Origin of the sequence: Ruegeria halocynthiae (genome assembly GCF_900106805.1) — a bacterium.
GTDB lineage: Bacteria > Pseudomonadota > Alphaproteobacteria > Rhodobacterales > Rhodobacteraceae > Ruegeria > Ruegeria halocynthiae.
The window spans coordinates 38,772-52,693 of record NZ_FNNP01000004.1 but is presented as its reverse complement, the minus strand read 5'-3'; the positions used below and the strand labels follow the sequence as shown (position 1 = coordinate 52,693).

Below are 13,922 nucleotides of genomic sequence, written 5' to 3'. Positions count from 1 at the left end.
TCTTCATCTCGGGCTGGATTCATGTTGCGACCAGAGTTATATGCCCGCCATGCAACGCATTAATGATACCGGTTTGCCCTTTATGAAGATGCATGGGCTAGGCAATGACTTTGTCATCGTGGATGCGCGCGCGCATTCCATGCCAATAGCTCCGGCATTGGCCAAAGGGATCGGTCACCGCCGGTTCGGTGTGGGATTCGACCAACTCGCAGTCATCGAGAACGGAGAGTCGGACGCTCATCTGGTGTTCTTCAATTCCGACGGGTCAACCTCGGCTGCCTGTGGCAATGCCACGCGATGCATTGCGCGGTTTCTGATGGAAGAGACGGGTAAGCCCGAACTGACACTGACCACCGAACGCGGCACTCTGTTGGCGCGCGACGCAGGCGATGGGCTGACATCGATCAACATGGGCGCTCCGCAGCTTCTTTGGCATGAGATCCCTCTGGCAGAAGAGGTCGACACGCTCGAGCTGCCAATCGAGGGCGCCCCAACAGCAACTGGCATGGGCAATCCACATTGTACCTTCTTTGTGGATAACGCCGAAGCCATCCCGCTGGAAGAATTCGGTGCGCGCTATGAATACCATCCGCTCTATCCTGCGCGCACCAATGTACAGGTCGCGCAGATTACCGGACCTGATCACATTCGTATGCGCGTGTGGGAGCGGGGTGTGGGGATTACGCTGGCTTCGGGATCGTCGTCCTGCGCCACTGCTGTTGCGGCCGCCCGACGTGGCTTGACCGGACGCAAGGTGCAAGTGGATCTTGACGGAGGCACGATCTGGATCGACTGGCAAGATGATGGGGTTTGGATGACCGGGGCCACGGCCCATGTCTTTTCGGGAACGCTGACTCCTGAATTTCTGAGGTCTCTGGAATGAACCCGCCAAAGTTCAGCACTCTGGGCTGCCGTCTGAACGCCTATGAGACCGAAGCGATGAAAGAGCTGTCGCAGCAGGCGGGATTGGGCGATGCGGTGATCGTAAACACCTGCGCTGTAACGGCAGAGGCCGTGCGCAAGGCGCGGCAGGAGATTCGAAGGTTACGGCGCGAAAATCCCGACGCCCGGCTGATCGTCACGGGCTGCGCTGCGCAGACGGAACCCGATACCTTTTCCCGGATGGATGAGGTCGATGTGGTGATTGGAAACACTGAAAAGATGCAGCCCGAAACCTGGCAAGGGATGGCCGCAGATTTCATCGGGCAAACCGAGGCCGTACAGGTGGACGACATCATGTCAGTCACCGAAACCGCCGGACATCTGATAGATGGCTTCGGCACCCGCTCACGAGCCTATGTACAAGTACAGAACGGCTGCGACCACCGCTGTACCTTCTGCATCATCCCCTATGGCCGCGGCAACTCGCGCAGCGTCCCGGCGGGTGTTGTGGTGGATCAGATCAAACGACTTGTCGACAAGGGCTATAATGAGGTCGTGCTCACCGGCGTCGACCTCACCTCGTGGGGCGCTGACCTGCCTGCGGTTCCGAAACTGGGCGATCTCGTTATGCGCATTCTTAGGCTGGTGCCCGATCTCCCGCGCCTGCGGATCAGTTCGATCGATTCGATTGAAGTGGATGAGAACCTGATGCGAGCCATCGCAACCGAGCCGCGCCTGATGCCCCATCTGCATTTGTCATTACAACATGGCGATGATCTGATCCTGAAGCGGATGAAGCGTCGCCACCTGCGCGATGATGCCATCTGCTTTACCGAAGAGGTGCGCAAGCTGCGCCCAGAGATGACATTTGGTGCCGATATTATTGCGGGGTTTCCAACCGAGACGGAAGCGCATTTCGAGAGTTCACTGAAACTGATCGAAGACTGCGATCTGACGTGGCTACACGTATTTCCCTATTCAAAACGCGAAGGCACTCCGGCCGCTCGCATCCCGCAACAGGTGAACGGGAACGTCATTAAGGACCGCGCAGCCCGCTTGCGCACAAAGGGAGAGGAGCAGGTCGCCAAGCACCTTTCAGTCCAGGTCGGCAAAGTCCACAATATATTGATGGAAAACCCCCATATGGGCCGGACCGAACAGTTCACCGAAGTGTCATTCGACACTCCGCAGCAAGAGGGTCGGATCGTGACGACGAAGATCACAGGACAGACCTCTCGCCAACTCCAGGCCTGATCCGCCCTTCATCTGGCTAAAAATATCTCGGGGTTGAATTGGCCGCAGGCCAAGAAGGGGCTGGCCCCTTCTGCCCAACCTCGCAAAGAAAAACTCCCGCAACCGACCAGGTGCGGGGGTTCTTTGTTTTTCGAATTCAATGGATCTTAGTCCTTGCGGGCTTTGCCTTTGTGAGGTGCCCACAGGCGCTTGTTCACCAAGTATAGCAGCACCGACAGGACCGTCAGGAACAGGACGCCGACAAAACCGGCATTCTTGCGATCCATCATCTTCGGTTCCGCCGTCCACATCAGGAAGGCCGCAACATCTTCGGACATGTGCTCAACGGAGTTGGAGTGACCGTCAGCAAAATCAACCTGCTCGTCGGACAGAGGCGGTGCCATCGAAATCCAACCACCCGGGAAGGCGGTGTTTTCGTACAGGATCGTGCCTGCTTCTTCTTTCTCATGGCCGGTATAGCCATCCAGAAGCGAAGCAATATACTCTGCACCACCCATGCCTTTGACCAACTGGTTGATGCCCAGACCGTAAGGCCCGTGGAAGCCCGCACGCGCCTTGGCCATCAGGCTCAAGTCAGGTGCACCAACACCGTTGTTGGCCGGGAAGTGGTCGGTTGGAATGGCCGGGCGGAAATCGTCCAGCTCGGGATCGAACACCTCGAAATTGTCGGCTGCGTAGGTGATGACCTGTTCTTCCGAATATCCCAGGTCTTCCAACGTCCGAAGAGGTATGTACCGCAGACCATGGCAAGCCGCGCAGACCTCGGTATAGATCTGCAGACCGCGCTGAAGTTGGTTCTGATCCCAGGTGCCAAACGGCCCTTCGAACGAAAAGTCAAAGTCTTCGATGTGTTGCTCACCGCCACCTGCCGCAAAGGTCGAGGCGGGTGCAAGGGCCAGGGCGAACGCGGCTCCGATTGCAAGTTTCTTGAACATTGGTCTTTGTCCCTCTTACTCGGCCGGCGTGGCGTCGGCGTCAGCCTTGCCATAATGCGCGTTGAAGTCTTCTTCGATGGTTTCCGGCTGGGCCTCGGGTTTCTCGATGACACCCAGGATCGGCAGGATCACGAAGAAATAGGCGAACCAGTAGGCGGACGCGATAAGCGAGAAGGTCGCATAGGGCTCTTCCGCGGGCATCGCACCCAGCCACATCAAGGCAAAGAAGTCGACGATCAGCAGATAAAACCACCACTTGAACATCGGGCGGTATTTACCCGAACGCACGGTTGATGTGTCCAGCCAAGGCGCCAGAGCCATTGCCAGGATCGCGCCGAACATCGCCAGAACACCAAAGAACTTGGCGTCGACAATACCGCCGGTGATGAAGCTGGCGAACTGCACAACCCAGACCTCACCGGTGAAGGCCCGCAGGATCGCGTAGAATGGCAGGAAGTACCATTCGGGAACGATATGCGCAGGCGTAACCAGCGGGTTGGCTTCGATGTAGTTGTCCGGGTGACCCAGATAGTTCGGCATGTAGCCGACGATGGCCCAGAACACGACCAGAATGACAGCCAGCGCGAACAAATCCTTGATCACGAAGTAGGGCCAAAACGGCAGGGTGTCTTTCTCGGCCTCGGCTTTCGAACCTTTGCGGACATCAACACCCGTGGGGTTGTTGTTGCCGGTGGTGTGGAAGGCCCAGATATGCACGATCACCAGCGCCGCAATCACGAAGGGCAGCAGGTAGTGCAGCGAGAAGAAGCGGTTCAGCGTGGCGTTGTCCACCGCGGGTCCGCCCAGCAGCCAGGTCTGGATCGCTTCACCAACAAATGGGATGGCGCCAAACAGGCCGGTGATCACAGTCGCACCCCAAAAGGACATCTGACCCCAGGGCAGAACATAGCCCATGAAGGCGGTGCCCATCATCATCAGGTAGATCAGCATCCCGATGATCCACGTGATCTCACGCGGGGCTTTGTACGAACCGTAGAACAGGCCGCGGAAGATGTGGATGTAAACCGCAACAAAGAACAGCGACGCGCCATTCATGTGAATGTAGCGCAGCATATAGCCACCATTCACGTTGCGCATGATGTGCTCGATGCTGGCAAAGGCCAGATCAACATGCGGGGTGTAGTGCATCACCAGAACGATGCCGGTTACAATCTGCAACGCCAGGCAGAACGCCAGAACGATGCCCCAGATCCACCACCAGTTCAGGTTCTTGGGGGTGGGAATCATCAGGGTGTCATAAAGCAGGCCGACGATGGGCAGACGGCTGTTCAGCCACTTCTCTCCATTTGTCTTCGGCTCATAGTGATCGTGGGGAATGCCGGACATAAGTTGGGTCTCCCTTAGCCGAGTTTGATGGTGGTGGCGTCAACCCATTCGACAGGCGGAATGGGCAGGTTTTCAGGCGCAGGGCCTTTGCGGATACGGCCGGACAAATCGTAGTGCGAGCCGTGGCAGGGACAGAACCAGCCGCCGAAATCTCCGGCGTCGCCCAGCGGAACACAGCCCAGATGGGTGCAAACGCCCATCTGCACGATCCACGCTCCGGGTGCTTCGCCTTCGGGTGAAGGCAGAACGCGGTTTGCGTCAGTGGCCGGTGCGTCGGCGTTCAGGTTGAAATTGCGCGCCAGCGGATCGGGCAATGCATCGACGCCTTCGGCATCTTGCTCTTGTGCTTCCTGAATTTCAGCACCGGTACGGTGGCGGATGAACACAGGCTTACCCAGCCACTTCACGGTGAGCTGCGTGCCCGGCTCAACCCCACTGACATCCTGGCGGATCGAGGACAGCGCCTGAACGTCTGCCGAGGGATTCATTTGATTCACCAGGGGCCAAACGGCAGCCCCCGTCGCAACGACACCTGCGCCGCCAGCGACGTAGTAGAGGAAATCTCTGCGGGTGCCTTCGTGGTCTTCAGCGTGGGACACGAGGTTATCTCCGAATTGTCTGGCGCCCGCGAACGGGCATATAGCTCGCGCACCGCATGGACTGCGGCGTCTTAGAGGGGGTATCTATCGGGGAGAATAGAGTTCGTCCAGCGGTCTTAAACGCGCAATACGCCGCATCTAAGCAATCATGTCACGGTGAAGGGGTATAATTTCAATATCTAATGCAGAATTTTGCCCCTCAGGGCATCTCACTGGCGAGACACAGAGAGGGTGTGATTCGGCATCTGCCGGCCTCCGTCGAGGCCTAGGCCGAACTAAGCGCGCGCCATGATGGAATGGCTGATATTACCCGAAATTCCGTCACAGTTTGACCTCCTAAATTTCTAATTTAACGCGATTACGTCACATTTAAATTATTAATATAAAATAGATATTTCAGAATCTTAGAGTACAGCAAAAAACAGATTGAACTTTTAACGGGAATACTTGAAAGGCCAAAACAGATCACCTCTCAGCCGGAGCTTTCCAATGCCAAAGATTGCAGCAATCGCAGTTCTCATTTCGCTTTTGACCTCAGCGCAAGCCATTGCGGCCGGCGATCCGGCGAAGGGCGAGCAGCTCTATAACAGGTGTTCATCCTGTCACGCGATCATCAAAGATGGCGAAGTTTTGGTCAAAGGCGGTATCACAGGGCCGAATCTCTATGGCGTGGTTGGTCGAGTCGCCGGGACTGAGAACGACTATCTAAACGGAAGCGAGCGTCTGCCCATCGGCATGTTTACCGATGACATGATCCGCGCCGGTCAGGATGGGCTGGTTTGGACAGAAGAAAACATCGCCGCCTATTCCCAGGATCCCGTTGGTTTCATCAAAGAGTATCTGAACGATGAAACTGCCCGTCCGAACATGAGTGTAAAGCTGAAGAAAGGAGCGGATGATATTGCCGCCTATCTTACCACCTTTACGGCGCAGTAAAACAGGTGCCTCTTAACTGATGGCCTCGCGCATGAGAGAGGCCAATTTCGGGACCTCAGTGCCAATTCCAGCGGATTGCACGTGATCGGCGGCGCTTTGGCGCGCGGCATCAGACTTGTTCTGATTCAGTTTCCAGGTGCCATTGATGTCAGAGATATTCAGGCGGCATGGCACGATCATCCGCATCATCCGTTCCAGCGCATCCGGTGTCATCTTCGACGCCAGCCATGGCGGCTTTGGCAACAGACGGTTCTCGAAATCAGCGGCCTGTTGATCCAACAGGCTTCGCAGTTCTTCGGCGGGGCGCATTTCGAGAACGCCAGTCAGATGCACCGCCACATAGTTCCAGGTCGGGACTTGATCATCGACCCCATACCAATCGGGCGAGATGTATCCATCCGGCCCCGAAACGGCGATCTGCGCCGATTGCGGCTGCTTCAACAGGCGCACGATCGGGTTTGATCGCACCAGATGCAGATCCGCCCATGCGGCATCCTTGCTCAGCAAGAATGGAACGTGGCTTAGCAATGGCGCATTCGGCGTCGACACCGCCAGAACACCAAAGGCGCGGTCACGGGCAAAATCGATATGGCGTGACCTGGCTTCGGCCCGAAAGGCTGGGTTGGGGTGCATGTTGGTCCTCCTGCGGAATCCTCTTGCAGAAACCGTGTCCGCTTGGCAAGGTCCGGCTCGTTCTCAGGGCGGGGCGAAATTCCCCACCGGCGGTATGCGGGCTTGAACCGTAAGCCCGCGAGCGGCCTCGCCGTCTCCACGATCCGAAAAGTGGGAACCGGTTTTCGGATTGATCGTGGAACCATGGAAAGGTGTCAGCAGATCTGGTGAGAGGCCAGAGCCGACGGTTACAGTCCGGATGAAAGAGAACGTGCAAGCCGCACCGGTGATACGGTGCGACTGCTCGTGATCGCCTTGGGTGAAGTGTCATGCCGTGCTGGCAGCGAAAGTGGAAACCAGTTTCGCAACCGCCATCCGGCCACCAAACTGAAAGGAGATCATGATGACACACACCCGCTATGCTTTCGTCAAAGCTAATTGGCATTCTGATATCGTGGATCGCGCGCTGGATGGGTTTCTGGAGCTCATCCCCGCCGATCAGGTCGACATTTTCGACGCCCCCGGCGCGTTTGAAATGCCGCTGATCGCGCGTGATCTGGCTCAAACCGGCCGGTACGCAGCCATCGCCTGTTCGGCCTTTGTGGTAGATGGAGGCATCTACCGGCACGACTTCGTTGCTCAGGCCGTGGTCGATGGACTGATGCGTGCGGGTATGGACACCGGTGTCCCGGTCCTGTCAGTCTCGCTGACCCCGCATCAGTATCAGGAAACCGACCACCACAACGCCATCTACCGGGATCACTTTGTGCAGAAGGGGCGAGAGGCCGCGCAGGCCGCACTGAAAGTCACCGAAACCCGCGCGCACATCGCCGCTGCGGCGTAACTGCAAGCGGTCGGGGATCGCACCCCGACCGCAAATCCGCTTGAGGCCAAGCCCTACGCCCGCTAATCACATTCCGCAAAGGAGCACGCCCCATGTCGATGAACAGCTTTGGACACCTTTTCCGCGTCACCACCTGGGGTGAAAGCCACGGTCCTGCCTTGGGGGCCACCGTCGATGGCTGCCCTCCGGGTGTTGAGGTTGATGAGGCCATGATTCAGCACTGGCTGGACAAGCGCAAACCAGGTCAGAACAAATTCACTACCCAGCGGCGCGAGCCGGATCAGATAAAAATCCTGTCTGGGGTTTTCGAAGGTCAGACCACCGGTACGCCCGTTCAGTTGCTGATCGAAAACACCGATCAGCGTTCGAAAGACTACGGCGACATCGTGGACAAGTTCCGTCCAGGCCATGCCGATATCACTTATTGGCAGAAATACGGGATCCGTGATTATCGCGGTGGCGGGCGCAGTTCAGCACGCGAAACCGCATCGCGCGTCGCCGCCGGAGGGTTGGCGCGCGAGGCGATCAAGCAGATCGCCCCGAATGTGCAGATCACCGGTTATATGACCCAGATCGGTCCTCACAAAATTGATCGCTCTAATTTCGACTGGTCGCAGATCGAACAGAATCCATTCTGGACACCGGACGCCAAGTCCGCTGAGGATTGGGCAGTTTATCTCGATGACTTGCGTAAATCAGGGAACTCGGTCGGCGCGGTTGTCGAGGTTGTCGCACGCGGTGTCCCCGCTGGGCTGGGAGCACCAATTTACGCCAAGTTAGACACTGATCTTGCGGCTGCGATGATGTCGATTAACGCCGTCAAGGGCGTGGAAATAGGCGAGGGTATGGCGGCTGCAGAATTGACCGGTGATGCCAATGCGGATGAAATCTTTATGGGTCAGAATGGCCCGCAATACAGCTCGAACCACTCGGGAGGCATTTTGGGCGGAATTTCCACCGGACAGGATGTTGTAGTCCGCTTTGCGGTCAAACCCACCTCGTCTATCCTGACCTCACGCAAGACAATCACCAAATCCGGCGAAGAGACCGAGATTATCACTAAAGGACGCCACGACCCTTGCGTAGGTATCCGCGCCGTGCCTGTAGGCGAAGCGATGATGGCCTGCGTGATCCTCGATCACCTGCTTTTGCACCGGGGCCAGATTGGCGAGAACCGTGGACAGATTGGCTGATCTGCGTGCAAGGCTTCGGGCGGTCGTCACGCAGCGAATGCTGATCGATCCGGCGCATGATCTTGCACATCTTGATCGGGTTTGGCTGAACGCTCAGGCAATAGCAGATGTGCACAGCAACCAGCGCGTCTTGTTGGCAGCAAGTTATCTGCACGATTTGGTCAACTTACCCAAAGACGATCCAAACCGGCATCTGGCCTCACAACAATCGGCCACTAAATCAGAGCCTATTCTTGCTGAACTTGGCTTTACCGAAGTTGAAACTCGCGCCACGCAACACGCCATTGCGGCGCACAGCTATTCCGCCAATATCGACCCTGAAACGCCTGAGGCTTGTATCCTTCGGGATGCGGATCGCCTGGATGCACTTGGTGCGATTGGCATTGCGCGCACATTCTCTGTGTCGGGCGCATTGGGACGAGCGCTGTATGACACGACCGATCCATTCGGTGACTCTCGACCAATGGATGATCAACGGTTCTCGATCGATCACTGGAAGATCAAGCTACTCAAGCTTCCCAACGTTATGCTTACCACCAAGGGCAAGGTCGTTGCTAAAGAGCGTTCGGCGCGCATGATCCGGTTTCTGCAAGACCTGTCCAAAGAGATTGACACTCCGCTTCCACCTGATTGGGCGAATCTCTGACGCAAGCCTCTCGACCTGTTGATCTTTTGCACACAAAAGCGCAGGGTCGCGCCATGGCGAAATCCTTAACATCGCATCGTCCGGCGCTTGCCGTGGCGCTGAAACTCGGTGCGCTTGTGCTGTTCACGGTTATGTCCGCTTTGGTCAAGGCACTTTCAGCGGATTTCCCACCTGGGGAAATGGTGTTTTTTCGCTCGCTATTCGCTATTCCGGTCATCATCGCCTGGCTGATCTGGCGCGGAGAACTGGCGCAAGGCTTTATCGCCAAAAAGCCCATGGGCCATTTCTGGCGCGGCGTTTTAGGCACCTCGGCCATGGGTTTGACCTTTACCGGCCTCAGCCTGTTGCCGTTACCCGAGGTCACGGCCATAGGCTACGCCACCCCCATTTTTACGCTGATTCTGGCTGCGTTCATGCTGGGTGAGCGGATACGCATGATCCGTATCGGTGCTGTTGCGCTTGGCCTTGTCGGCGTAGTGATCATGATCTGGCCGCGACTTGGATCGGGAAACGCTGAGACAGCTGCAACAATCGGCGCGCTGTGCGTACTGGCAGCAACCGTTGCGCGCGCCTTTGTACAGATACATATTCGCCAATTGGTGCAGGTGGATCACCCCGCTGCGATCGTATTCTATTTCTCTCTCACCGCGACCTTGCTTTCGGGTCTGACGGTCTTTTGGGGCTGGGTTATCCCAAGCTGGGAACAAGCCGCATTGCTGGTGACAATCGGTTTGATCGGCGGAGTAGCACAGATTCTGGTGACATCCTCGTACAAGTTTGGCCAAGCCTCAATGTTGGCTCCCTATGATTACACAACAATGCTGTTCGCCATCATCATCGGCTATATTTGGTTCGATGAGCTTCCAACCCTGGTGATGCTGGGCGGTGCGGCGCTTGTGATTGCCGGCAACGTCGTGGTGATCCTGCGCGAGCGTCAGCTTGGTCTGGATCGAACCAAGGCGCGGTCCGTTACTGACCCCAAAGCGTGACTTTACCTTTTGCAAACTTCCCCTAGTTTGGGGCGCGATACTCCGATGAGGTTTCCTGATGAGCGACGCACAGAATCACAAAGAGAAGATGCAAGAGGTGCAGACCAAGCACCGTAAGAAAGTCTCGGAAGCAGTTGATCCCGGCCGGGGGCTGGTACTGATCAACACCGGCAAAGGCAAAGGCAAATCCTCGGCTGCCTTTGGTGTTGTGATCCGGGCCTTGGGCTGGGGTCAGAAGGTGGCCGTGGTTCAGTTCATCAAGGGCAAATGGAAAACGGGTGAGCGCCGGTTCTTTGAAGAACGCGATCTCGTCACCTGGCACACAATGGGCGAAGGCTTTACCTGGGACACGCAGGACCGAGACCGCGACATCGCTGCTGCGACCGCGGCTTTTAACAAAGCGTGTGATCTGATGAATAGCGGCGAATACGATCTGGTTGTTCTGGACGAAATCAACATCGCCCTGCGTTACGAATACATTTCAGTAGAGACTGTTATTGAGGGGCTTCAGGCGCGCTCAGATAAAACCAGCGTATTCCTGACCGGTCGGGATGCCCCGCAGGCCTTACGCGACTATGCGGATTTGGTGACAGAGATGACCGAAGAAAAACACCCGTTTCAGGCCGGTATCAAAGCCCAGCGCGGCGTCGATTTCTAATCCCGCAAGCTGCCCTCATGCAGCGCGCGCGTTGAATTGCGCCTGACAGGCTGTGGCTTTGCGGCTGCGCTCTCTTCAAGTGCCCGACAGCGCTCGGCATTACAGGTTTTGTGGTCGAAATAGGCTGCGACGTCCGATGTCAGTGCGTCGCAATCACGCGAAGCGCAGCAAGAGTCGGCCATCAATTCTTCGAAACGTTCGCGCAAGCGCGGCCTCCCATTGGTCGTTTCCGGGACGATGGCAGGCCTTCACATCTGCAATTGCTAAGCCCACAGATCGCCCCGGAACCTGATGCTTGATGTTCGTCATCTGGCGTTGCGTTATATCTGATGGTTTTTGTCGGAATTTTCAAGCCTGAAAATCTGCTAAATCATAGCCAGCCCATACGGCACAAATTGCTTTGTTAGAGCGTGATATGAAGGGGCCATCCAGAATTCCGCACGGCCCATCAGTGATTTGCAGATCTGGTGTTCGGTCAGACCATAACGCCCTTTTCCGGCGCGCTGAGCGAGATAACCACGACAACTGCGGCCCCGTTCAACCAGTAAAACAGCGCATCAATTCCCGAGAATCCGAACAGGCTGGGCGCCATCAGGAACGTGATGCCGACTAGAAGGTCTACGGCGAGGTGGAACTTGTAAGGTAGCACCCGCCAAATTCCGAGATGATGATCTGTCAAAACGGTCAACACGAAGGCGGCCACTCCCGTAACCACGGACAGCCAGAGCGCCATCGGGTTGGACTGGCCAAGCCCCAGAACAAAAGGCAATACCATCAGCGCAATCGCAACCGGATAGTCGAGATACGCATGTACAGAGCGGGTGACAAAACGCAGGGACATTTCAGCTTCCTTTCTTCAATCAGTGATGATCAAAGAATAGGAGCGATGTGCTGAACGTAGTAGTCCAGATCGTTTACCAAACCTTGCAGTTCGTTCGAATTGTTGCACGATCAGTGCATTGCGCGATATGCGGCGGGCGACAGACCGACCTGCTTCTTGAAGACGCGAGAAAACGCAGCCTCAGAGGCGTACCCCACTTCGGCAGCAGCATCTGCCACGTTCCAACGGCTTTCGGTCAACCCATGGCAGGCGATCTGCATCCGCCAATCGGTCAGGTACTGCATTGGGGTAGTTCCCATCTTCTGGGCAAAAAGCTGGGCAAATGCAGTGCGTGACATTGCCGCCTCGCGCGCGAGCGTTGCGACGCTCCATTCCTGCGCCGGAGATTGATGAAACGCCGTCAGTGCCCTTGAGACGCGCGGATCAGCGAACCCGGCTAGCGCGGCATCATCGGGGCTTTGATGTTCAAGATAGGCCCGGATCGCCTGCGCAAACAGCACCTCGGACAGTTTCAATGCAATCAGATCGCCGCCAATGCGGGCACCGGACACTTCAGATCCGATCATACGCAAGGTCGCCTCGATCCAGGCGCCCGCGTCCTCACCGTAATTTTCGATCAGTATGAAAGGTGGCAATCTGTCAATCAGCATATGCCCGGTTCCGTTTCGCCCGGCGGGTCCCGTAAACGAAAAATGGCCGCAGATCAGCTGCGTATCACGCTCTTCTTCCGCCCCGCCATAGACCAGCACGCCATCGCCAGTATAACCGGACTGTTCCAACACCTGCTCAAGCGGCAGAGCATCATACGGTTTGACCTCGTTACACAACAACGCGTGTGGCGCGCCGTGGGGGATCAGGATCAGATCGCCCTGCCTTAACCGCAGCGTCTCGCCAGTTGCAGACAGATGAACCTTCAGTTCACCGCGTTGAACAAAGTGAAAGCGGGCCACGTTCTCAAATCCGGGCACCTGTATCCCGAACGGAGGGGTAAATGATGTGCGAAAGTAAAACGTACCGCGCAAAGACAGGCGGGTGAGAATATCGCTGAGAAGATCCAACATAGATCAAGAATACGGTCTCGTGCAGGAACGTCCATATCGTGGGACGATCTGCATACACATTTACACGATCTGCAATCAAAACCCCCGCCTGAGCGGGGGTTCGAAACGATATTAACTTACGCGCGGACCAGCTTTTCGTAGTCTTCGGCGATTTCGCGTGTCAGATCGCCAACTTCAAACGTGTAGTCACCGATTTGCCCGACCGGCGTGACTTCGGCCGCTGTGCCGGTCAGCCAACACTGTTCGAAATCCGCCATCTCTTCGGGTCTGATCCGGCGTTCGTGAACGGTGACGCCCTTGTCTTTCAGCATCTGAATGACCGTCTGGCGGGTGATACCATTCAGGAAGCAATCGGCCAGAGGGGTATGCACCTCGCCATCCTTGACAAAAAAGACATTGGCACCCGTCGCCTCGGCCACATTGCCATTAAAATCCATGAACAAAGCGTCCGAGCACCCCTTGGCCTCGGCCTTATGTTTGGAAATGGTGCAGATCATATAGAGACCCGCTGCCTTGGCATGTACCGGGATGGTTTCCGGGCTCGGGCGTTTCCATTCTGCGATGTCCAGCTTGGCGCCCTGCATCTTGGCGTCGCCGTAATAGGCACCCCAGGGCCAGACCGCGATGGCCATCCGAACTGGGTTCTTGGCAGAAGCCACACCCATGTCCTCGCCCGATCCGCGCCAGACCAGCGCGCGTACATAAGCATCTTGCAAACCGCTGGCTTTCAGCGCCTCTTCCTTGGCAGCTTCGATCTGGTCAACGCTGTAAGGCATTGGCATATCCAGCGCCTCGGCCGAAGCAATCAGGCGTTCGGAATGCGCGCGGCTTTTGAAGATTTTGCCATTATAGGCGCGCTCACCCTCGAACACCGAGGACGCATAGTGCATCGCGTGGGACAGAATGTGCACATTGGCCTCACGCCATGGCACCAATTCACCATCCATCCAGATGACACCATCGCGATCGTCATACCCTGCCATGTGAATTCTCCTGAACCGTGCTATATTTCAGAATGTTGCGCCAGTTAGGTCCGCATCGGACATAATGTTGCGCAAAAACTGCGATTCGATACCTGTGCACTCTTGGAATGTCAATAACGCTGACATAAAGTCAGGCTATATT

15 protein-coding genes and 1 riboswitch are annotated in these 13,922 nt (G+C 56.5%); of the genes, 8 read left to right on the top strand and 7 right to left on the bottom strand.

Features of this window, described 5'->3' with window-relative positions; all coding sequences use genetic code 11:
- Positions 1-40 precede the first annotated feature (40 nt).
- Positions 41-883, top strand: coding sequence for a diaminopimelate epimerase (gene dapF / locus BLU89_RS12545; RefSeq protein ID WP_074737185.1), 843 nt, complete (start codon positions 41-43; stop codon positions 881-883).
- Positions 880-2,136 carry a tRNA (N(6)-L-threonylcarbamoyladenosine(37)-C(2))-methylthiotransferase MtaB gene (mtaB, locus tag BLU89_RS12540; RefSeq protein ID WP_074737184.1) on the top strand — a complete coding sequence of 419 codons (1,257 nt, stop codon included), beginning with the start codon at positions 880-882 and terminating at the stop codon, positions 2,134-2,136. Before dapF ends, mtaB begins: the two co-directional genes overlap by 4 nt.
- 146 nt (positions 2,137-2,282) lie before the next feature.
- Here the strand turns inward: mtaB and BLU89_RS12535 are convergent, their stop codons facing one another.
- The 3 genes from BLU89_RS12535 to petA are packed head-to-tail and all read right to left on the bottom strand — an operon-like array spanning position 2,283 to position 5,017.
- Positions 2,283-3,071: a cytochrome c1 gene (locus tag BLU89_RS12535; RefSeq protein ID WP_074737183.1), complete on the bottom strand. Its 789-nt coding sequence runs from the start codon at positions 3,069-3,071 to the stop codon at positions 2,283-2,285.
- Between the two features lie 15 nt (positions 3,072-3,086).
- The gene (gene petB, locus BLU89_RS12530) at positions 3,087-4,418 is read right to left on the bottom strand and encodes a cytochrome b (protein ID WP_074737182.1); all 1,332 of its coding nucleotides are present in this window, start codon (positions 4,416-4,418) and stop codon (positions 3,087-3,089) included.
- A gap of 14 nt (positions 4,419-4,432) precedes the next feature.
- Complete coding sequence (gene petA / locus BLU89_RS12525) at positions 4,433-5,017, bottom strand: ubiquinol-cytochrome c reductase iron-sulfur subunit (protein WP_074737181.1); 585 nt, start codon at positions 5,015-5,017, stop codon at positions 4,433-4,435.
- 489 nt (positions 5,018-5,506) lie between these two features.
- On the opposite strand from petA, the gene BLU89_RS12520 reads away from it, so the two are divergent.
- Positions 5,507-5,953 carry a c-type cytochrome gene (locus tag BLU89_RS12520; protein ID WP_074737180.1) on the top strand — a complete coding sequence of 149 codons (447 nt, stop codon included), beginning with the start codon at positions 5,507-5,509 and terminating at the stop codon, positions 5,951-5,953.
- A gap of 12 nt (positions 5,954-5,965) precedes the next feature.
- Here the strand turns inward: BLU89_RS12520 and BLU89_RS12515 are convergent, their stop codons facing one another.
- Complete coding sequence (locus BLU89_RS12515) at positions 5,966-6,586, bottom strand: FMN-binding negative transcriptional regulator (RefSeq protein ID WP_074737179.1); 621 nt, start codon at positions 6,584-6,586, stop codon at positions 5,966-5,968.
- Between the two features lie 55 nt (positions 6,587-6,641).
- Positions 6,642-6,840, top strand: a riboswitch (FMN riboswitch).
- 128 nt (positions 6,841-6,968) lie between these two features.
- Here BLU89_RS12515 and BLU89_RS12510 point away from each other — a divergent pair.
- The 5 genes from BLU89_RS12510 to cobO all read left to right on the top strand — a co-directional run bounded on the left by BLU89_RS12510 (position 6,969) and on the right by cobO (position 10,895).
- Positions 6,969-7,409 (top strand): 6,7-dimethyl-8-ribityllumazine synthase, encoded by a 441-nt coding sequence (locus tag BLU89_RS12510; RefSeq protein ID WP_074737382.1) that lies wholly within the window; start codon positions 6,969-6,971, stop codon positions 7,407-7,409.
- Between the two features lie 92 nt (positions 7,410-7,501).
- Positions 7,502-8,602 carry a chorismate synthase gene (gene aroC / locus BLU89_RS12505; RefSeq protein ID WP_074737178.1) on the top strand — a complete coding sequence of 367 codons (1,101 nt, stop codon included), beginning with the start codon at positions 7,502-7,504 and terminating at the stop codon, positions 8,600-8,602.
- Positions 8,586-9,248 carry an HD domain-containing protein gene (locus tag BLU89_RS12500; RefSeq protein ID WP_074737177.1) on the top strand — a complete coding sequence of 221 codons (663 nt, stop codon included), beginning with the start codon at positions 8,586-8,588 and terminating at the stop codon, positions 9,246-9,248. The genes aroC and BLU89_RS12500 overlap by 17 nt, the downstream gene beginning before the upstream one ends.
- Before the next feature lie 53 nt (positions 9,249-9,301).
- Positions 9,302-10,237, top strand: a complete 936-nt coding sequence (locus BLU89_RS12495) for a DMT family transporter (protein WP_074737176.1) — start codon at positions 9,302-9,304, stop codon at positions 10,235-10,237.
- A 58-nt stretch (positions 10,238-10,295) separates the two neighbouring features.
- Complete coding sequence (gene cobO / locus BLU89_RS12490) at positions 10,296-10,895, top strand: cob(I)yrinic acid a,c-diamide adenosyltransferase (protein ID WP_074737175.1); 600 nt, start codon at positions 10,296-10,298, stop codon at positions 10,893-10,895.
- A gap of 475 nt (positions 10,896-11,370) precedes the next feature.
- On the opposite strand, the gene BLU89_RS12480 is transcribed toward cobO, so the two are convergent.
- From BLU89_RS12480 to BLU89_RS12470, 3 genes are all read right to left on the bottom strand, one after another.
- Positions 11,371-11,736 carry an SPW repeat domain-containing protein gene (locus tag BLU89_RS12480; RefSeq protein ID WP_074737173.1) on the bottom strand — a complete coding sequence of 122 codons (366 nt, stop codon included), beginning with the start codon at positions 11,734-11,736 and terminating at the stop codon, positions 11,371-11,373.
- Between the two features lie 110 nt (positions 11,737-11,846).
- Positions 11,847-12,797, bottom strand: a complete 951-nt coding sequence (locus BLU89_RS12475; RefSeq protein WP_074737172.1) for an AraC family transcriptional regulator — start codon at positions 12,795-12,797, stop codon at positions 11,847-11,849.
- Positions 12,798-12,913: 116 nt separating this feature from the next.
- Entirely contained in the window at positions 12,914-13,780 is an 867-nt protein-coding gene (locus BLU89_RS12470) for a branched-chain amino acid aminotransferase (RefSeq protein WP_074737171.1), read from the bottom strand.
- Positions 13,781-13,922 lie beyond the last annotated feature (142 nt).

Bases quoted from the DNA above. Each gene is read 5' to 3' on its own strand.
- dapF (WP_074737185.1), top strand. From the start codon at position 41: ATGCCCGCCATGCAACGCATTAATGATACCGGTTTGCCCTTTATGAAG.
- mtaB (WP_074737184.1), top strand. From the start codon at position 880: ATGAACCCGCCAAAGTTCAGCACTCTGGGCTGCCGTCTGAACGCCTAT.
- BLU89_RS12535 (WP_074737183.1), bottom strand. From the start codon at position 3,071: ATGTTCAAGAAACTTGCAATCGGAGCCGCGTTCGCCCTGGCCCTTGCA.
- petB (WP_074737182.1), bottom strand. From the start codon at position 4,418: ATGTCCGGCATTCCCCACGATCACTATGAGCCGAAGACAAATGGAGAG.
- BLU89_RS12520 (WP_074737180.1), top strand. From the start codon at position 5,507: ATGCCAAAGATTGCAGCAATCGCAGTTCTCATTTCGCTTTTGACCTCA.
- BLU89_RS12515 (WP_074737179.1), bottom strand. From the start codon at position 6,586: ATGCACCCCAACCCAGCCTTTCGGGCCGAAGCCAGGTCACGCCATATC.
- BLU89_RS12510 (WP_074737382.1), top strand. From the start codon at position 6,969: ATGACACACACCCGCTATGCTTTCGTCAAAGCTAATTGGCATTCTGAT.
- aroC (WP_074737178.1), top strand. From the start codon at position 7,502: ATGTCGATGAACAGCTTTGGACACCTTTTCCGCGTCACCACCTGGGGT.
- BLU89_RS12495 (WP_074737176.1), top strand. From the start codon at position 9,302: ATGGCGAAATCCTTAACATCGCATCGTCCGGCGCTTGCCGTGGCGCTG.
- cobO (WP_074737175.1), top strand. From the start codon at position 10,296: ATGAGCGACGCACAGAATCACAAAGAGAAGATGCAAGAGGTGCAGACC.
- BLU89_RS12480 (WP_074737173.1), bottom strand. From the start codon at position 11,736: ATGTCCCTGCGTTTTGTCACCCGCTCTGTACATGCGTATCTCGACTAT.
- BLU89_RS12475 (WP_074737172.1), bottom strand. From the start codon at position 12,797: ATGTTGGATCTTCTCAGCGATATTCTCACCCGCCTGTCTTTGCGCGGT.
- BLU89_RS12470 (WP_074737171.1), bottom strand. From the start codon at position 13,780: ATGGCAGGGTATGACGATCGCGATGGTGTCATCTGGATGGATGGTGAA.